At 55.2% G+C, this 18,388-nt stretch carries 14 protein-coding genes, 4 tRNA genes and 1 rRNA gene; all 19 read left to right on the top strand.

Going from position 1 to position 18,388, the window contains the following annotated elements:
• The first annotated feature begins 1 nt into the window (after window position 1).
• A 5S ribosomal RNA gene (gene rrf / locus AACW30_RS28680) occupies window positions 2-117 on the top strand.
• A 231-nt stretch (window positions 118-348) separates the two neighbouring features.
• Window positions 349-1,308: a bifunctional biotin--[acetyl-CoA-carboxylase] ligase/biotin operon repressor BirA gene (gene birA, locus AACW30_RS28675; RefSeq protein WP_124418574.1), complete on the top strand. Its 960-nt coding sequence runs from the start codon at window positions 349-351 to the stop codon at window positions 1,306-1,308.
• A complete protein-coding gene (locus tag AACW30_RS28670) occupies window positions 1,298-2,047 on the top strand; it encodes a pantothenate kinase (protein WP_200623972.1) in 750 nt (249 codons plus the stop codon). The genes birA and AACW30_RS28670 overlap by 11 nt, the downstream gene beginning before the upstream one ends.
• A gap of 8 nt (window positions 2,048-2,055) precedes the next feature.
• Window positions 2,056-2,502 carry a hypothetical protein gene (locus AACW30_RS28665; RefSeq protein ID WP_200623971.1) on the top strand — a complete coding sequence of 149 codons (447 nt, stop codon included), beginning with the start codon at window positions 2,056-2,058 and terminating at the stop codon, window positions 2,500-2,502.
• 142 nt (window positions 2,503-2,644) lie between these two features.
• Window positions 2,645-2,729, top strand: a tRNA-Tyr gene (locus AACW30_RS28660).
• 24 nt (window positions 2,730-2,753) lie between these two features.
• Window positions 2,754-2,827: transfer RNA gene (locus tag AACW30_RS28655), tRNA-Gly, on the top strand.
• A 26-nt stretch (window positions 2,828-2,853) separates the two neighbouring features.
• Window positions 2,854-2,929 (top strand) — tRNA-Thr (locus AACW30_RS28650).
• 161 nt (window positions 2,930-3,090) lie between these two features.
• Window positions 3,091-3,166, top strand: a tRNA-Trp gene (locus tag AACW30_RS28645).
• A gap of 45 nt (window positions 3,167-3,211) precedes the next feature.
• A complete protein-coding gene (secE, locus tag AACW30_RS28640) occupies window positions 3,212-3,580 on the top strand; it encodes a preprotein translocase subunit SecE (RefSeq protein WP_003194658.1) in 369 nt (122 codons plus the stop codon).
• A gap of 9 nt (window positions 3,581-3,589) precedes the next feature.
• Window positions 3,590-4,123 (top strand): transcription termination/antitermination protein NusG, encoded by a 534-nt coding sequence (gene nusG, locus AACW30_RS28635; protein WP_003176436.1) that lies wholly within the window; start codon window positions 3,590-3,592, stop codon window positions 4,121-4,123.
• Between the two features lie 117 nt (window positions 4,124-4,240).
• Window positions 4,241-4,672, top strand: coding sequence for a 50S ribosomal protein L11 (rplK, locus tag AACW30_RS28630; RefSeq protein ID WP_003176435.1), 432 nt, complete (start codon window positions 4,241-4,243; stop codon window positions 4,670-4,672).
• Window positions 4,672-5,367: a 50S ribosomal protein L1 gene (gene rplA, locus AACW30_RS28625; RefSeq protein ID WP_003232403.1), complete on the top strand. Its 696-nt coding sequence runs from the start codon at window positions 4,672-4,674 to the stop codon at window positions 5,365-5,367. Before rplK ends, rplA begins: the two co-directional genes overlap by 1 nt.
• Window positions 5,368-5,566: 199 nt before the next feature.
• Window positions 5,567-6,067 carry a 50S ribosomal protein L10 gene (gene rplJ / locus AACW30_RS28620; protein ID WP_010174464.1) on the top strand — a complete coding sequence of 167 codons (501 nt, stop codon included), beginning with the start codon at window positions 5,567-5,569 and terminating at the stop codon, window positions 6,065-6,067.
• A gap of 78 nt (window positions 6,068-6,145) precedes the next feature.
• Window positions 6,146-6,511 carry a 50S ribosomal protein L7/L12 gene (rplL, locus tag AACW30_RS28615; protein WP_010566858.1) on the top strand — a complete coding sequence of 122 codons (366 nt, stop codon included), beginning with the start codon at window positions 6,146-6,148 and terminating at the stop codon, window positions 6,509-6,511.
• Between the two features lie 220 nt (window positions 6,512-6,731).
• On the top strand, window positions 6,732-10,805 hold the full coding sequence (gene rpoB / locus AACW30_RS28610; protein WP_053258275.1) for a DNA-directed RNA polymerase subunit beta: 4,074 nt from the start codon (window positions 6,732-6,734) through the stop codon (window positions 10,803-10,805).
• Between the two features lie 64 nt (window positions 10,806-10,869).
• A complete protein-coding gene (rpoC, locus tag AACW30_RS28605) occupies window positions 10,870-15,069 on the top strand; it encodes a DNA-directed RNA polymerase subunit beta' (protein ID WP_015886137.1) in 4,200 nt (1,399 codons plus the stop codon).
• 217 nt (window positions 15,070-15,286) lie between these two features.
• Window positions 15,287-15,658 carry a 30S ribosomal protein S12 gene (gene rpsL / locus AACW30_RS28600; protein ID WP_002555494.1) on the top strand — a complete coding sequence of 124 codons (372 nt, stop codon included), beginning with the start codon at window positions 15,287-15,289 and terminating at the stop codon, window positions 15,656-15,658.
• 118 nt (window positions 15,659-15,776) lie between these two features.
• On the top strand, window positions 15,777-16,247 hold the full coding sequence (rpsG, locus tag AACW30_RS28595) for a 30S ribosomal protein S7 (protein WP_002555493.1): 471 nt from the start codon (window positions 15,777-15,779) through the stop codon (window positions 16,245-16,247).
• Window positions 16,248-16,277: 30 nt separating this feature from the next.
• Entirely contained in the window at window positions 16,278-18,383 is a 2,106-nt protein-coding gene (gene fusA / locus AACW30_RS28590; RefSeq protein ID WP_106580215.1) for an elongation factor G, read from the top strand.
• Window positions 18,384-18,388: the final 5 nt, after the last annotated feature.

Genomic DNA, 18,388 nt, shown 5'->3' with positions numbered 1-18,388 from the left:
TCTTGACGACCATAGAGCATTGGAACCACCTGATCCCATCCCGAACTCAGCAGTGAAACGATGCATCGCCGATGGTAGTGTGGGGTTTCCCCATGTGAGAGTAGGTCATCGTCAAGATTAAATTCCAGAGCCCCTGTTTGCTAACGCAAACAGGGGCTTTGTTTTTGGCGGTCGAAAAGTGCAGGTATGAAGGCATCGCGATGCGCCAACGATAATGTGTGCTTTCCTGATAGGCCCAGCTCCCAAGCTCCCCGCTACCTCCGGGCCATGGGCGCTAAATCCCGGCCTTTCTATGCAATGGCCTTGCGCATGGCTATCATGCGTGCCTCATTGTGAGGCGATACTTGCATGCTGACGTTGTTAGAACTTCTGAAAGATGGCCGATTTCATTCCGGAGAAGCGCTGGGTGCCGCCCTGGGTGTCAGCCGCAGTGCTGTTTGGAAGCAGCTCCAGCACCTTGAGGCAGAGCTGAATTTGCCCATTCATAAAATTCGCGGCAAGGGGTACCAGTTGGCTTCGCCGCTGGTGTTTCTGAGCAAGGAAGAGATTGCGGTGAATGCCGCTTCTTTGGCATGGCCCGTCCACATCTCTGACTCTATCGACTCCACTAATGCTGAAGCCTTGCGTCTTGTCGACGCAGGTGTTGCTGCGCCATTTCTGGTGCTTGCTGAGCAGCAGACGGCCGGCAGGGGGAGGCGGGGCCGCACGTGGGTGAGTCCATTCGCTCAGAATGTCTACTACAGCCTTGTATTGCGCATCGAGGGTGGGCTGCGGCAGCTGGAGGGTCTTAGTCTTGTAGTGGGATTGGCGGTCATGCAAGCGCTGCGTGATTCTGGTGTGCAGGGCGCGGCCCTGAAGTGGCCAAACGACGTCCTTGTAGGGCGCAAGAAAATTGCCGGCATCTTGCTTGAGTTGGTGGGTGACCCTGCAGACATCTGTCACGTGGTGATCGGGATAGGCATTAACGTGAACATGCAGCAAGCTGCCGAGGTAGATCAGCAGTGGACCTCAGTGCAATTGGAAACAGGTGCGCCCGTCGATCGTAATTACTTGGTTGCGCAGCTAAGCCTGCAGCTGCAAAGCCACTTGGAGCGCCATAAGGCCTTTGGCTTTAGTGCGTTGCAGGAGGAGTGGGAGCGAAATCATTTGTGGCAGGGTAGGGCTGTGACTCTCATTGCAGGCGTCAATCAGATTGATGGGATTGTGCTGGGGATTGATCACCAGGGCGCGCTGCGTCTGAATGTCGATGGTGTTGAGAAAATATATAGCGGTGGTGAGTTAAGCCTGAGGCTGCGCGATGATTCTTGAGCTCGACTGTGGAAATAGCTTTATCAAGTGGCGGGTGCTCGATGCGCGGAGCATTAGCGCCTGCGCAGAGGGTGTTGTCGGTTCAGATCTCGCATTAATAGAAAGTCTGACCGCAATTCCGGGTCTGCTGCTCACGCGATGCCGTCTGGTGAGCGTTCGTGCTTCAGAGGAAACGGGAAAGTTGGTTGAGGCATTGCAGGAGGCATTTGGTGTCACAGTGGCCTGCGCTGCCTCAGCGAGAGAAATGGCGGGAGTGCGCAACGGTTATGAAGAGTACGAGCGCCTCGGGCTTGATCGCTGGTTAGCAATGCTTGGCGGTTTCAAGTTGGCGCCGGGTGCTTGCTTGGTGCTCGACTTCGGTACCGCCGCGACTGCGGACTTTATCGCTGCTGACGGTGAGCATCTAGGAGGCTTTATATGCCCTGGAATGCCCCTGATGCGCAGTCAGCTGCGAACACACACCCGCAAGATTCGCTACGACGATGCCGCAGCAGAGCAGGCCATGGAGCATCTTTCCCCAGGTCGAACCACCGTTGAGGCCGTTGAGCGTGGCTGCACGCTCATGCTTCGGGGGTTTGTATTAACCCAGCTTGAGTTGGCTCGGCGTTATTGGGGGGAAGATTTCACCGTCTTCCTGACGGGCGGGGATGCTGACCTGGTCTCGGATGCCGTACCACAGGCTCGCTTTGTTCCGGATCTGGTCTTTGTGGGACTGGCGATGGCGTGCCCTTTGTACTGAGGTTTTTTATGCGTTGGCTGTTTTTGCTCTTGCTCGTTCTCAATGCCTTCTATTACATCTGGCATCAACAAGAGGCGCCGTTGCGCGCTAAGGACGTTACGCCTCTGAGCCTCTATCGCGGCTCTCAGCAGGACATCCGGCTGTTGAGTGAGTCTTCTGATTCGGTTGTCCGCCGTGACCGGGCAAGCGCCCCTGAGCCGCAAAATACATGCTTGTACATAGGTGGCTTTGCTGATCAGCGACAAGCGCAGTTGCTTGAGCAGCGTCTCATGAGCCTGGATATAAAGGTCAAGGTGCAACTGCTCAATGTACCTGGCACTACCGGCTATTGGCTGCGCGTGTCCCCTGAAAGCAGGCGACTGGCCGATGATCTGCCCTTTGAAAACCTTGCTAAGGAATTCAATGAGTTAAAACATAAAATAATGTTGTGCGAAGGCGTTGCAAGTGTCGAATAGTTTGCATAGAATGGCGCCCGCTTCGCAGTGAAGACCTTCACGGTCTACAGCGTGAAGCGAAGGTCAACGCAGCTAACCTCATATTTTTAATGAGAAAATGCTTGACAGAAGGCCGGCGTGATGTAGAATGCCGGCTCGCTTAGGAGGGGTTCCCGAGCGGCCAAAGGGATCAGACTGTAAATCTGACGTCTACGACTTCGAAGGTTCGAATCCTTCCCCCTCCACCATTTTTAGCGTGAGCTGCAAGCTCCGCGGGTATAGTTTAGTGGTAGAACCTCAGCCTTCCAAGCTGATGATGCGGGTTCGATTCCCGCTACCCGCTCCAAGTTTGCAGGTTGTGCACGGTGTTTTGCTCTTGTAGCTCAGTTGGTAGAGCACACCCTTGGTAAGGGTGAGGTCAGCGGTTCAAATCCGCTCAAGAGCTCCATATAACAAGGCAGATATGAAAATATCTGCCTTTGTTTTAACAGCTGACTCGGCTTGATAGTGTTCTGCCTGGCGTGAATGTCGGGTGATTTCAAGTCTCTAGGGGTTGGTTGTTGTAAAGTCTTTTTCAGGCCTGCATAATGGTCGGCCTGATTTTGTTTTAGGTCAGTAGCTCAATTGGCAGAGCGACGGTCTCCAAAACCGTAGGTTGGGGGTTCGATTCCCTCCTGACCTGCCAGATTCACGTGGTGTGTCTGGCTTTCTTTTCACAGGATCTTCATAGATGACTCCTAAGGCTGAAGCTCAAAGCTCTCGTTTCGATCTGGTCAAGTGGCTTGCTGTAGTCGCATTGGTGGTCGTAGGCGTTGTTGGCAATCAGTACTATTCTGCTTCGCCGATCCTGTACCGCGTACTCGCTTTGCTTGCCCTTGCTGCTGTAGCTGCCTTTGTAGGCCTGCAGACTGCCAAAGGCAAGTCTTTCGCAGTCCTGGTAAAGGAAGCTCGCACAGAAATCCGTAAAGTCGTTTGGCCGACTCGCCAAGAAACCACGCAGACCACGTTGATTGTTGTGGCTGTTGTTCTGGTTATGGCGTTGCTGTTGTGGGGGCTTGATTCCCTGCTCGGCTGGCTTGTTTCCTTGATTGTTGGCTAAGGGTGTCCCGTGGCTAAGCGTTGGTACGTTGTGCATGCTTACTCGGGTTACGAGAAGCATGTCATGCGCTCTTTGCTAGAGCGCGTAAAGCTGGCAGGCATGGAAGATGGCTTCGGCGAAATTCTGGTTCCCACTGAAGAAGTGGTTGAAATGCGGAATGGCCAAAAGCGTAAAAGCGAACGCAAGTTCTTCCCTGGCTACGTGCTGGTTCAGATGGACATGAATGAAGGTACTTGGCACTTGGTCAAGGACACTCCTCGTGTCATGGGTTTCATCGGCGGTACTGCTGATAAGCCTGCTCCGATCACCGACAAAGAAGCAGAAGCGATTCTGCGTCGTGTTGCTGACGGCAGCGACAAACCTAAGCCGAAGACGTTGTTCGAGCCGGGTGAGGTTGTTCGTGTCACAGATGGTCCGTTTGCTGATTTCAACGGCACTGTCGAAGAAGTTAACTACGAAAAGAGCCGGATCCAAGTGGCGGTGCTCATTTTCGGTCGCTCTACTCCGGTAGAGCTGGAGTTCAGCCAGGTCGAAAAGGTCTAGCTGAGCAAGCATCCCAACCCCGCAGCCATAGGCTGTGGGGTTTTGTCGTCACTGGGATAAACGCGCAAGTAACCGGGGAGCCTTTCGAGGCGTTTGAACCCGTAATTGGAGTGCCTCATGGCCAAGAAGATTACCGCTTACATCAAGCTGCAAGTGAAGGCCGCTCAGGCCAACCCAAGTCCACCTGTCGGCCCGGCTCTGGGTCAGCACGGCGTGAACATCATGGAATTCTGCAAGGCCTTCAACGCCCGTACTCAGGGTCTTGAGCCAGGTCTGCCGACTCCAGTGATCATCACTGTATACAGCGACCGTAGCTTCACTTTCGAAACCAAGTCGACCCCGGCTTCGGTTTTGCTGAAGAAGGCTGCAGGTCTGACTAGCGGTTCCGCTCGTCCTAACACCGTTAAGGTTGGCACCGTAACTCGTGCTCAGCTGGAAGAAATCGCGAAAACCAAAAACGCGGATCTGACTGCAGCTGATATGGATGCAGCCGTGCGTACCATCGCCGGTTCTGCTCGTAGCATGGGCCTTAACGTGGAGGGTGTGTAATGGCTAAGCTGACCAAGCGCCAAAAGGCTATCGCCGGCAAAATCGAAGCAGGCAAGGCCTACAACTTTGTAGACGCTGCTGCCCTGCTGACCGAGCTGTCGACTGTCAAGTTCAGCGAGTCCGTTGACGTTGCTGTAAACCTGGGTGTTGACCCACGTAAATCCGACCAGGTCGTTCGTAGCGCTACTGTGCTGCCACACGGTACTGGCAAGACTGTACGTGTTGCTGTCTTCACCCAAGGCCCGGCAGCTGAAGCTGCTCTGGCCGCCGGCGCCGACCGCGTTGGCATGGACGACCTGGCTGCCGAAATGAAAGGCGGCGACCTGAACTACGACGTAGTTATTGCCTCCCCGGATGCAATGCGCGTTGTAGGTCAGTTGGGTCAGATCCTCGGTCCACGTGGTCTGATGCCTAACCCTAAAGTCGGCACCGTAACGCCAGACGTAGCTACCGCGGTTAAAAACGCCAAGGCTGGTCAGGTTCGTTATCGCACCGACAAAAACGGCATCATTCACACCTCCGTTGGCAAAGTCGGCTTCGATGCCGTCAAGCTGAAGGAAAACGTTGAAGCCCTGATCGCTGATCTGAAGCGTATCAAGCCAGCTTCCTCGAAAGGTATCTACGTTAAGCGCGTTACCCTGAGCACCACTATGGGCCCAGGTCTGGTCATCGACCAAGGCTCGCTGGACGTATAAGACACAAGTTGGCGCGAGCGATCGCGCTGATTGAAAAAATTGGGGTCCCTGCCTGGCGGGGGCTATCCAAGACCGTAGGCGGCGCAAGTCTTAAACCACAAGCCTACGCAGATGGTGCTCCCGGTTCCTTACCGAATCAGACACCAAAACGACATCCGGCTTCGGCCAGATGAAACGGTAACAAGCAGGAGTTAAACCCGTGGCAATTAATCTCGAAGACAAGAAGGCCATCGTCGCTGAAGTCAACGAGGCTGCCAAAGCTGCTCTGTCCGCTGTCGTGGCTGATGCCCGTGGTGTGACAGTAGGCGCTATGACCGGACTCCGTAAAGAGGCTCGTGAAGCTGGCGTATACGTACGTGTTGTACGTAACACCCTGCTCAAGCGCGCTGTTGCTGACACTGAATACAGTGTCCTCAACGACGTGTTCACCGGCCCGACTCTGATCGCGTTCTCCAAAGAACATCCAGGCGCTGCTGCCCGTTTGTTCAAGGAATTCGCCAAGAGTCAGGATAAGTTCGAGATCAAGGCAGCTGCGTTCGAGGGCAAGTTCCTCGCAGCTAACCAAATCGACGTACTGGCAACACTGCCGACCCGTAACGAAGCTATTTCGCAGCTGATGAGCGTGATTCAAGGCGCTACCAGCAAGCTGGCTCGTACTCTGGCTGCAGTTCGCGAGCAAAAAGAAGCTGCCGCAGCCTAAGGCTGAGCACCTCCTTTCGCGTATTTTTGTTTATTTCGATGGCCGCGTAGGCCGTCCCCCAATTTAGGAAATACAGTAATGTCTATCTCCCAAGAAGATATCCTCAACGCCGTAGCTGAAATGTCGGTTCTGCAGGTTGTTGAGCTGATCAAAGCTTTCGAAGAAAAATTCGGCGTTTCCGCTGCCGCTGCTTCCGCTGGCCCAGCTGTTGCTGCTGTTGCTGCTGAAGAGCAAACCGAATTCAACGTCATGCTGCTGGAAGCTGGCGAGAAGAAAGTAAACGTGATCAAGGCAGTTCGTGAACTGACCGGTCTGGGCCTGAAAGAAGCCAAGGCTGTAGTTGACGGCGCTCCTGCCCAGGTTCTGGAAGCAGTGTCCAAAGACGCAGCTGACAAAGCCAAAGCAGTGCTGGAAGAAGCAGGCGCTAAAGTCGAGCTGAAGTAAGCATCGACCTTGCGTCTCCAGCCCAAGCGTTAAGCTGAAGGCTGATGGCTGGTGGCTCTTGCCACCGGCCTTTTTCCGTTCTTGGCTGTCGACTCGGTCGCCGCCACTAACGCGCTGTAGCCACCCGATGCGGTGGTGCAAACCATGGGGTTTGCGAGATTTTCTGGCTGCTCCCGTCGGGAGGGGCCAAACAAGCAGGTGACCAAGCTGGGGAACGCTGATGGCTTACTCATATACTGAGAAAAAACGTATCCGCAAGGACTTTAGCAAGTTGCCGGACGTCATGGATGTCCCGTACCTTCTGGCTATCCAGCTGGATTCGTATCGTGAATTCTTGCAAGCGGGAGCGACTAAAGATCAGTTCCGCGACGTGGGCCTGCATGCGGCCTTCAAATCCGTTTTCCCGATCATCAGCTACTCCGGCAATGCTGCGCTGGAGTACGTCGGTTATCGCCTGGGCGAACCGGCATTTGATGTCAAAGAATGCGTGTTGCGCGGTGTTACGTACGCCGTACCTTTGCGGGTAAAAGTCCGTCTGATCATTTTCGACAAAGAATCGTCGAACAAAGCGATCAAGGACATCAAAGAGCAAGAAGTCTACATGGGCGAAATCCCATTGATGACTGAAAACGGTACCTTCGTTATTAACGGTACCGAGCGCGTTATCGTTTCCCAGCTGCACCGTTCCCCGGGCGTGTTCTTTGACCACGACCGCGGCAAGACGCACAGCTCCGGTAAGCTCCTGTACTCCGCGCGGATCATTCCGTACCGCGGTTCGTGGTTGGACTTCGAGTTCGACCCGAAAGACTGCGTGTTCGTGCGTATCGACCGTCGTCGCAAGCTGCCGGCCTCGGTACTGCTGCGCGCGCTCGGCTATACCACCGAGCAAGTGCTGGATGCCTTCTACACCACCAACGTGTTCAGCCTGAAGGATGAAACCCTCAGCCTGGAACTGATTGCTTCGCGTCTGCGTGGTGAAATTGCTGTCCTGGATATCCAGGATGAAAACGGCAAGGTCATCGTTGAAGCCGGCCGCCGTATTACTGCGCGCCACATCAACCAGATCGAAAAAGCCGGTATCAAGTCGCTGGACGTGCCTTTGGACTACGTCCTGGGTCGCACCACCGCCAAGGTCATCGTTCACCCGGCGACAGGTGAAATCCTGGCTGAGTGCAACACCGAGCTGAACACCGAGATCCTGGCAAAAATCGCCAAGGCCCAGGTTGTTCGCATCGAGACGCTGTACACCAACGACATCGACTGCGGTCCGTTCATCTCCGACACACTGAAGATCGACTCCACCAGCAACCAATTGGAAGCGCTGGTCGAGATCTATCGCATGATGCGTCCTGGTGAGCCACCAACCAAAGACGCTGCCGAGACCCTGTTCAACAACCTGTTCTTCAGCCCTGAGCGCTATGACCTGTCTGCGGTCGGCCGGATGAAGTTCAACCGTCGTATCGGTCGTACCGAGATCGAAGGTTCGGGCGTGTTGTGCAAGGAAGACATCGTCGCGGTACTGAAGACTCTGGTCGACATCCGTAACGGTAAAGGCATCGTCGATGACATCGACCACCTGGGTAACCGTCGTGTTCGCTGCGTAGGCGAAATGGCTGAGAACCAGTTCCGCGTTGGCCTGGTACGTGTAGAGCGTGCGGTCAAAGAGCGTCTGTCGATGGCTGAAAGCGAAGGCCTGATGCCGCAAGACCTGATCAACGCCAAGCCAGTGGCTGCGGCGGTGAAAGAGTTCTTCGGTTCCAGCCAGCTCTCGCAGTTCATGGACCAGAACAACCCGCTCTCCGAGATCACCCACAAGCGCCGTGTTTCCGCACTGGGCCCGGGCGGTTTGACGCGTGAGCGTGCAGGCTTTGAAGTTCGTGACGTTCACCCGACGCACTACGGTCGTGTTTGCCCGATCGAAACGCCGGAAGGTCCGAACATCGGTCTGATCAACTCCCTGGCCGCTTATGCGCGCACTAACCAGTACGGTTTCCTCGAGAGCCCGTACCGCGTAGTGAAAGACGCTCTGGTCACCGACGAGATCGTGTTCCTGTCCGCCATCGAAGAAGCTGATCACGTGATCGCTCAGGCTTCGGCCACGATGAACGACAAGAAAGTCCTGATCGACGAGCTGGTAGCTGTTCGTCACTTGAACGAGTTCACCGTTAAGGCGCCGGAAGACGTCACCTTGATGGACGTTTCGCCCAAGCAGGTAGTTTCTGTTGCAGCGTCGCTGATCCCGTTCCTGGAACACGATGACGCCAACCGTGCGTTGATGGGTTCCAACATGCAGCGTCAAGCTGTACCGACTCTGCGTGCTGACAAGCCGCTGGTAGGTACCGGCATGGAGCGTAACGTAGCGCGTGACTCCGGCGTTTGCGTCGTGGCTCGTCGTGGCGGCGTGATTGACTCTGTTGATGCCAGCCGTATCGTGGTTCGTGTTGCCGATGACGAAGTTGAAACTGGCGAAGCCGGTGTCGACATCTACAACCTGACCAAATACACCCGCTCGAACCAGAACACCTGCATCAACCAGCGTCCGCTGGTGAGCAAGGGTGATCGCGTTCAGCGTAGCGACATCATGGCCGACGGCCCGTCCACCGACATGGGTGAACTGGCTCTGGGTCAGAACATGCGCATCGCGTTCATGGCATGGAACGGCTTCAACTTCGAAGACTCCATCTGCCTGTCCGAGCGTGTTGTTCAAGAAGACCGTTTCACCACGATCCACATTCAGGAACTGACCTGTGTGGCACGTGACACCAAGCTTGGGCCAGAGGAAATCACTGCAGACATCCCGAACGTGGGTGAAGCTGCACTGAACAAACTGGACGAAGCCGGTATCGTTTACGTAGGTGCTGAAGTTGGCGCAGGCGACATCCTGGTCGGTAAGGTCACTCCGAAAGGCGAGACCCAACTGACGCCGGAAGAGAAGCTGTTGCGTGCCATCTTCGGTGAAAAAGCCAGCGACGTTAAAGACACCTCCCTGCGTGTACCTACCGGTACCAAGGGTACTGTCATCGACGTACAGGTCTTCACCCGTGACGGCGTCGAGCGTGATGCTCGTGCACTGTCTATCGAGAAGACTCAACTCGACGAGATCCGCAAGGATCTGAACGAAGAGTTCCGTATCGTTGAAGGCGCGACCTTCGAACGTCTGCGTTCCGCTCTGGTAGGCCACAAGGCCGAAGGCGGCGCAGGTCTGAAGAAAGGTCAGGACATCACCGACGAAATCCTCGACGGTCTTGAGCACGGCCAGTGGTTCAAACTGCGCATGGCTGAAGATGCTCTGAACGAGCAGCTCGAGAAGGCTCAGGCCTACATCGTTGATCGTCGCCGTCTGCTGGACGACAAGTTCGAAGACAAGAAGCGCAAACTGCAGCAGGGCGATGACCTGGCTCCAGGCGTGCTGAAAATCGTCAAGGTTTACCTGGCAATCCGTCGCCGCATCCAGCCGGGCGACAAGATGGCCGGTCGTCACGGTAACAAAGGTGTGGTCTCCGTGATCATGCCGGTTGAAGACATGCCGCACGATGCCAATGGCACCCCGGTCGACGTCGTCCTCAACCCGTTGGGCGTACCTTCGCGTATGAACGTTGGTCAGATCCTTGAAACCCACCTGGGCCTCGCGGCCAAAGGTCTGGGCGAGAAGATCAACCGTATGATCGAAGAGCAGCGCAAGGTCGCAGACCTGCGTAAGTTCCTGCACGAGATCTACAACGAGATCGGCGGTCGCAACGAAGAGCTGGACACCTTCTCCGACCAGGAAATCCTGGACCTGGCGAAGAACCTGCGCGGCGGCGTTCCAATGGCTACCCCGGTGTTCGACGGTGCCAAGGAAAGCGAAATCAAGGCCATGCTGAAACTGGCAGACCTGCCAGAAAGCGGCCAGATGCAGCTGTTCGACGGCCGTACCGGCAATAAGTTTGAGCGCCCGGTTACTGTTGGCTACATGTACATGCTGAAGCTGAACCACTTGGTAGACGACAAGATGCACGCTCGTTCTACCGGTTCGTACAGCCTGGTTACCCAGCAGCCGCTGGGTGGTAAGGCTCAGTTCGGTGGTCAGCGTTTCGGGGAGATGGAGGTCTGGGCACTGGAAGCATACGGTGCTGCTTACACTCTGCAAGAAATGCTCACAGTGAAGTCGGACGATGTGAACGGTCGGACCAAGATGTACAAAAACATCGTGGACGGCGATCACCGTATGGAGCCGGGCATGCCCGAGTCCTTCAACGTGTTGATCAAAGAAATTCGTTCCCTCGGCATCGATATCGATCTGGAAACCGAATAACACGTGACGCGAATCGAGAGCGGGGCTGTTTAGCCCGCTCTCTGCTCCGCCAGGAGGAAAGGCCTTGAAAGACCTACTGAATTTGCTGAAAAACCAGGGTCAAGTCGAAGAGTTCGACGCCATCCGTATTGGATTGGCATCGCCTGAGATGATCCGTTCGTGGTCGTTCGGTGAAGTTAAAAAGCCGGAAACCATTAACTACCGTACGTTCAAACCTGAGCGTGACGGCCTGTTCTGCGCCAAGATCTTTGGCCCGGTAAAGGATTACGAGTGCCTGTGCGGTAAGTACAAGCGCTTGAAGCACCGTGGTGTGATCTGCGAGAAGTGCGGCGTTGAAGTTGCGCTGGCTAAAGTTCGTCGTGAGCGCATGGCGCACATCGAGCTGGCGTCGCCGGTTGCCCACATCTGGTTCCTGAAATCGCTGCCGTCCCGTATCGGCTTGCTGATGGACATGACCCTGCGTGATATCGAACGCGTTCTCTATTTCGAGAGCTATGTCGTTATCGATCCAGGCATGACCACCCTTGAAAAAGGTCAGCTGCTGAACGACGAGCAGTACTTCGAAGCGCTGGAAGAGTTCGGCGACGATTTCGATGCCCGCATGGGTGCCGAAGCTGTCCGTGAACTGCTGCACGCGATCGACCTGGAACACGAGATTGGCCGTCTGCGTGAAGAAATTCCGCAAACCAACTCCGAAACCAAAATCAAGAAACTGTCCAAGCGTCTGAAGTTGATGGAAGCCTTCCAGGGTTCCGGCAACTTGCCAGAATGGATGGTGCTGACCGTTCTGCCGGTTCTGCCGCCAGACCTGCGTCCGCTGGTACCGTTGGATGGCGGTCGCTTCGCGACTTCCGACCTCAACGACCTGTACCGCCGTGTGATCAACCGTAACAACCGCTTGAAGCGTTTGCTCGATCTGTCCGCTCCGGACATCATCGTGCGCAACGAAAAGCGTATGTTGCAAGAAGCTGTCGACGCCTTGCTCGACAACGGTCGTCGTGGCCGCGCTATCACCGGTTCGAACAAGCGTCCTCTGAAATCCTTGGCTGACATGATCAAGGGTAAGCAAGGTCGTTTCCGTCAGAACTTGCTCGGTAAGCGTGTTGACTACTCCGGTCGTTCGGTAATTACCGTAGGCCCGACCCTGCGTCTGCACCAGTGCGGTCTGCCTAAGAAGATGGCACTTGAACTGTTCAAGCCATTCATCTTCGGCAAGCTGGAAATGCGCGGTCTCGCGACCACCATCAAAGCGGCCAAGAAAATGGTCGAGCGCGAACTGCCAGAGGTTTGGGACGTTCTCGCTGAAGTGATCCGCGAACACCCGGTTCTCCTCAACCGTGCACCGACCCTTCACCGTCTGGGTATCCAGGCGTTTGAACCGGTACTGATCGAAGGTAAGGCTATCCAGCTGCACCCTCTGGTCTGTGCTGCGTACAACGCCGACTTCGACGGCGACCAAATGGCCGTGCACGTACCGCTGACACTGGAAGCTCAGTTGGAAGCGCGTGCGTTGATGATGTCGACCAACAACATTCTGTCGCCAGCCAACGGTGAGCCAATCATCGTTCCGTCTCAGGACGTTGTATTGGGTCTGTATTACATGACCCGTGAAGCGATCAACGCCAAAGGCGAAGGTCGTGTGTTCGCTGACCTGCAGGAAGTTGACCGTGTGTTCCGTGCCGGCGAAGCCGCACTGCACGCCAAGGTCAAAGTGCGGATCAACGAAACCGTCAACGACCGTGACGGCGGCAGCGTGACCAACACCCGTATCGTCGACACCACTGTCGGCCGTGCGCTGTTGTATCAAGTTGTGCCAAAAGGCCTGTCGTACGACGTCGTCAACCTGCCAATGAAGAAAAAGGCGATCTCCAAGCTGATCAACCAGTGCTACCGCGTGGTTGGTTTGAAAGAGACCGTGATCTTCGCTGACCAGTTGATGTACACCGGTTTTGCTTACTCGACTATTTCCGGCGTTTCCATCGGTGTTAACGACTTCGTTATCCCGGATGAAAAAGCTCAGATCATCGGTGCTGCTACCGATGAAGTGAAAGAAATCGAGAGCCAGTACGCCTCCGGCCTGGTAACTCAGGGCGAGAAGTACAACAAAGTGATCGACCTTTGGTCCAAGGCCAACGACGAAGTGTCGAAGGCGATGATGGCAAACCTCTCGAAAGAGAAGGTTATCGACCGTCATGGCGTAGAAGTCGATCAAGAGTCGTTCAACTCGATGTACATGATGGCCGACTCGGGCGCACGGGGTTCTGCTGCGCAGATCCGTCAGCTCGCCGGTATGCGTGGCCTGATGGCCAAGCCGGATGGTTCCATCATCGAGACGCCGATTACTGCGAACTTCCGTGAAGGTTTGAGCGTACTTCAGTACTTCATCTCCACTCACGGTGCTCGTAAGGGTCTTGCGGATACCGCGTTGAAAACCGCTAACTCCGGTTACCTGACGCGTCGTCTGGTAGACGTTGCACAAGACTTGGTTGTGACTGAAGTTGACTGCGGCACCGAACACGGTCTGCTGATGACTCCGCACATCGAAGGCGGCGACGTTGTAGAGCCGTTGGGTGAGCGCGTACTGGGTCGAGTAATCGCCCGTGACGTATTCAAGCCAGGTACCGAGGAAATTATCGTTCCTGCCGGCACTCTGGTAGACGAGAAGTGGGTCGAGTTCATCGAACTCAACAGCATCGACGAAGTGATTGTTCGCTCGCCGATCAGCTGCGAAACCCGCTACGGCATTTGCGCCAAGTGCTACGGCCGTGACTTGGCTCGTGGTCACCAGGTGAACATCGGTGAAGCGGTCGGCGTTATCGCTGCCCAGTCCATCGGTGAGCCGGGTACCCAGCTGACCATGCGTACGTTCCACATCGGTGGTGCGGCAAGCCGGACCTCCGCAGCCGACAGCGTTCAGGTGAAGAATGGCGGTACCGTCCGTCTGCACAACCTGAAACACGTTGAGCGAGTGGATGGCCACCTGGTTGCTGTATCCCGTTCCGGTGAGCTGGCAATCGCTGATGACTACGGTCGTGAGCGTGAGCGTTACAAGCTGCCGTACGGTGCTGTGATCTCGGTTAAAGAAGGTGACAAGGTCGACGCTGGCGCAATCGTGGCCAAGTGGGATCCGCACACTCACCCAATCGTTACCGAAATGAAAGGTACCGTGACCTACGTGGGCATGGAAGAAGGCATCACGATCAAGCGTCAGACTGACGAATTGACCGGTATGACCAACATTGAAGTACTCGACGCGAAAGATCGTCCAGCTGCCGGTAAGGACATCCGTCCTGCCGTGAAGATGGTCGATGACAACGGCAAGGACTTGTTGCTGCCAGGCACTGACGTAATCGCTCAGTACTTCCTGCCAGCCAACGCCCTGGTCGGTGTAGCGGATGGTGCGAAGATCGCGATCGGTGATGTTATCGCGCGTATCCCGCAAGAAACTTCGAAGACCCGTGACATCACCGGTGGTCTGCCGCGTGTTGCCGACTTGTTCGAAGCTCGTCGTCCGAAAGAAGCGTCGATTCTGGCTGAAGTCAGCGGCACCATCGCGTTCGGTAAAGAGACCAAGGGCAAGCGCCGTCTGGTTATTACTCCGAACGACGGTAGCGATCCGTATGAAGAGCTGATTCCGAAGTGGCGTCACCTGAACGTCTTCGAAGGCGAGCAGGTAAACCGCGGCGAAGTTATCTCCGACGGCCCGAGCGATCCACACGACATCCTGCGTTTGCTGGGTGTGAGTGCGCTGGCCAAGTACATCGTTAACGAGATCCAGGACGTTTACCGTCTGCAAGGCGTGAAGATCAACGATAAGCACATCGAGACCATCCTGCGTCAGATGCTGCGTAAAGTTGAAATCGCTGAATCCGGCGATTCCAGTTTCATCAAGGGCGACCAGATGGAACTGACTCACGTATTGGTAGAAAACGAACGTCTGGGCGCGGAAGACAAATTTGTCTCCAAGTTCACTCGTGTGTTGCTGGGTATCACCAAGGCGTCGTTGTCCACTGAGTCGTTCATCTCGGCGGCCTCCTTCCAGGAGACCACTCGCGTACTGACCGAAGCAGCGGTAACCGGCAAGCGCGATTACCTGCGCGGCCTGAAAGAGAACGTGGTCGTGGGTCGTTTGATCCCGGCAGGTACCGGTTTGGCTTACCACAGCGAGCGCAAACGCCGCCGTGATGCTGACAAGCCGCTGCGCGTAAGCGCCAGTGAAGTGGAAGCTGCACTGACCGAAGCGCTGAACTCAAGCGGTAACTGAGTTCTGCGGTAAATAAGTCTGGGCCCTGGCAGCCCCCATTCGTCGGATCGAGGCAATTTTGCCCCGGTTCGATGAGAGGGGAGGTCGGGGCCTTGCCTTGACTGGGGGCAAGATCCTCTTTAGACTCTTGTACCCCTAAATTTGGCGGGAATTCGTTCCTGCCATTTTGCTTTTCTTGCAAGACAATAGCGTCGCAAGACAACAGTGGAGCTAGTAGATGGCAACTATCAACCAGCTGGTACGTCAGCCGCGTAAGCGTATCGTCGAGAAATCCGACGTACCTGCGCTGCAGAACTGCCCGCAACGTCGTGGCGTATGCACTCGCGTGTATACCACTACGCCGAAAAAACCTAACTCGGCACTGCGTAAAGTATGCCGTGTGCGCCTGACCAACGGTTTCGAGGTTTCCTCGTACATCGGCGGTGAAGGCCACAACCTGCAAGAGCACAGCGTGGTACTGATCCGCGGCGGTCGTGTAAAAGACTTGCCAGGTGTTCGTTACCACACCGTACGCGGCTCCTTGGATACTTCCGGCGTTAAAGGTCGTAACCAGGGTCGTTCGAAGTACGGTACCAAGAAGCCTAAGTAGTAGCGGCTTTTTGTAAAACTGAATCATCTTATTTTCTGAGTCGATAAGAGTAAGGTCGGAGGCGTCCCGAAAGGGCACTGATTCCGAGCGAACCTGAAGACCGTTTGAGGGCTTATCCATGCCAAGAAGACGCGTAGCAGCCAAGCGCGAAGTGCTTGACGATCCAAAATACGGAAGCCAAATTCTGGCCAAGTTCATGAACCACGTGATGGAAAGCGGCAAGAAAGCCGTTGCCGAGCGTATCGTTTATGGCGCGCTGGAAAAGGTTAAAGAACGCAAGAACAGCGACCCCCTGGAAATCTTCGAGAAAGCTCTCGACGCCATCGCTCCGCTGGTCGAAGTGAAGTCGCGCCGTGTAGGCGGTGCTACTTACCAGGTTCCGGTCGAAGTTCGTCCGTCCCGTCGTAACGCTCTGGCAATGCGCTGGTTGGTAGACTTCGCCCGTAAGCGCGGCGAGAAGTCTATGGCTCTGCGTTTGGCTGGCGAACTGTTGGACGCTGCTGAAGGTAAAGGTGCTGCTGTTAAGAAGCGTGAAGACGTGCACCGTATGGCTGAAGCTAACAAAGCTTTCTCGCACTACCGCTTCTAATCTTAGCTTCACTAATTTTGCGAGGGCTTTATGGCTCGTACTACTCCGATTAGCCGCTACCGTAACATCGGTATCGTTGCTCACGTGGATGCTGGTAAAACCACCACCACCGAGCGCGTACTGTTTTACACCGGCAAAAGTCACAAAATGGGCGAGGTGCATGACGGCGCCGCGACCACAGACTGGATGGTTCAGGAGCAGGAGCGTGGTATTACCATTACTTCTGCTGCTATTACCGCCTTCTGGAAAGGTTCCGAGAAGCAGTACAAAGACGAGCACCGCTTCAACGTAATCGATACCCCAGGCCACGTAGACTTCACCATTGAAGTTGAGCGTTCCCTGCGTGTACTCGACGGCGCTGTCGTTGTGTTCTGCGGTACCTCGGGTGTTGAGCCTCAGTCGGAAACCGTATGGCGTCAAGCCAACAAATACGGCGTTCCACGTCTTGTTTACGTAAACAAGATGGACCGTGCTGGCGCTAACTTCCTGCGCGTGATCGGTCAGATCAAGCAGCGTCTGGGTCATACTCCGGTGCCAATCCAATTGGCTATCGGTTCCGAAGACAACTTCCAAGGTCAGATCGACCTGATCAACATGGAAGCTGTTTACTGGAATGATTCCGACAAAGGTATGGTTCCTGTTCGTAAGCCTATCCCTGCAGAACTGCAGGAACTGGCTGACGAGTGGCGCAACAACATGGTTGAGGCTGCTGCCGAAGCCAGCGAAGAGCTGATGAACAAGTACCTCGAAGGTGAAGAGCTCACCAACGCGGAAATCAAGGCCGCTCTGCGTCAGCGTACTATCGCTGGTGAAATCGTCCTGGCTGTTTGCGGTTCCTCGTTCAAGAACAAGGGTGTTCCCCTGGTTCTCGATGCTGTGATCGACTACCTGCCTGCTCCAACTGACATTCCTGCTATCAAGGGTACCAACCCTGATAACGAGGAAGAAGAAATGGAGCGTCATGCAGACGACAGCGAGCCGTTCTCGGCCCTGGCGTTCAAGATCGCTACCGACCCATTCGTGGGTACCTTGACCTTCGTCCGCGTTTACTCGGGCGTGTTGGCATCCGGCGACGGCGTGATCAACTCGGTTAAAGGTAAGAAAGAGCGCGTGGGTCGTATGGTGCAAATGCACGCAAACGCCCGTGAAGAGATCAAGGAAGTACGCGCTGGTGACATCGCGGCCCTGATCGGCATGAAGGACGTCACCACGGGTGAGACTTTGTGCGACGCTGCTAAGCCAATCATCCTGGTTCGCATGGACTTCCCGGAGCCGGTTATTTCGGTTGCCGTAGAGCCTAAGACCAAGGATGACCAGGAAAAAATGGGTATCGCTCTGGGCAAACTTGCTCAGGAAGATCCATCTTTCCGCGTCAAGACTGATGAAGAGACTGGTCAAACGATCATCTCCGGCATGGGCGAGCTGCACCTGGACATCCTGGTTGACCGGATGCGCCGTGAGTTCAACGTCGAAGCCAACATCGGTAAGCCTCAGGTTTCCTATCGTGAGCGCATCACGAAGAACTGTGAAATCGAAGGCAAGTTCGTTCGTCAGTCCGGCGGTCGTGGTCAGTTCGGTCACTGCTGGATCCGTTTTGCTCCTGCTGACGAAGGTCAGGAAGGTCTGCAATTCGTGAACGAAGTAGTTGGTGGTGTTGTTCCTAAGGAATACATCCCGGCTATCCAGAAGGGTATCGAAGAGCAGATGAAGAACGGTGTTGTTGCCGGCTATCCGCTGATCGGCCTGAAAGCAACCGTTTTTGACGGTTCTTACCACGACGTCGACTCCAACGAGATGGCGTTTAAGGTGGCTGCTTCCATGGCAACCAAGCAACTGGCCCAGAAGGGCGGTGGTGAGTTGCTTGAGCCAATCATGGCGGTAGAAGTTGTTACACCTGAAGACTATATGGGTGATGTCATGGGCGACCTTAACCGTCGTCGCGGCATGATCTTGGGTATGGAAGACACGGTTTCCGGCAAGGTGATTCGCGCCGAGGTTCCGTTGGGTGAGATGTTCGGTTATGCGACCGACGTTCGCTCCATGTCTCAGGGTCGCGCAAGCTACTCTATGGAATTCAAAAAATACAACACAGCTCCGGCGCACATCGCTGAAACTGTATCCAAAAAACAAGGCTGATTCAG

Source organism: Pseudomonas sp. MF6747 (assembly GCF_963890955.1).
In the GTDB taxonomy this organism is placed as follows: Bacteria; Pseudomonadota; Gammaproteobacteria; order Pseudomonadales; family Pseudomonadaceae; genus Aquipseudomonas.
Note: the sequence above shows the minus strand (reverse complement) of the source record. Positions and strands in the feature narration are given on the sequence as shown.

What these genes read in the sequence shown, in the direction of transcription:
- fusA (WP_106580215.1), top strand. Translation starts at nt 16,278, where the DNA reads ATGGCTCGTACTACTCCGATTAGCCGCTACCGTAACATCGGTATCGTT.
- secE (WP_003194658.1), top strand. Translation starts at nt 3,212, where the DNA reads ATGACTCCTAAGGCTGAAGCTCAAAGCTCTCGTTTCGATCTGGTCAAG.
- AACW30_RS28665 (WP_200623971.1), top strand. Translation starts at nt 2,056, where the DNA reads ATGCGTTGGCTGTTTTTGCTCTTGCTCGTTCTCAATGCCTTCTATTAC.
- rplA (WP_003232403.1), top strand. Translation starts at nt 4,672, where the DNA reads ATGGCTAAGCTGACCAAGCGCCAAAAGGCTATCGCCGGCAAAATCGAA.
- rpsG (WP_002555493.1), top strand. Translation starts at nt 15,777, where the DNA reads ATGCCAAGAAGACGCGTAGCAGCCAAGCGCGAAGTGCTTGACGATCCA.
- rpoB (WP_053258275.1), top strand. Translation starts at nt 6,732, where the DNA reads ATGGCTTACTCATATACTGAGAAAAAACGTATCCGCAAGGACTTTAGC.
- birA (WP_124418574.1), top strand. Translation starts at nt 349, where the DNA reads ATGCTGACGTTGTTAGAACTTCTGAAAGATGGCCGATTTCATTCCGGA.
- rplL (WP_010566858.1), top strand. Translation starts at nt 6,146, where the DNA reads ATGTCTATCTCCCAAGAAGATATCCTCAACGCCGTAGCTGAAATGTCG.
- rpsL (WP_002555494.1), top strand. Translation starts at nt 15,287, where the DNA reads ATGGCAACTATCAACCAGCTGGTACGTCAGCCGCGTAAGCGTATCGTC.
- rplK (WP_003176435.1), top strand. Translation starts at nt 4,241, where the DNA reads ATGGCCAAGAAGATTACCGCTTACATCAAGCTGCAAGTGAAGGCCGCT.
- AACW30_RS28670 (WP_200623972.1), top strand. Translation starts at nt 1,298, where the DNA reads ATGATTCTTGAGCTCGACTGTGGAAATAGCTTTATCAAGTGGCGGGTG.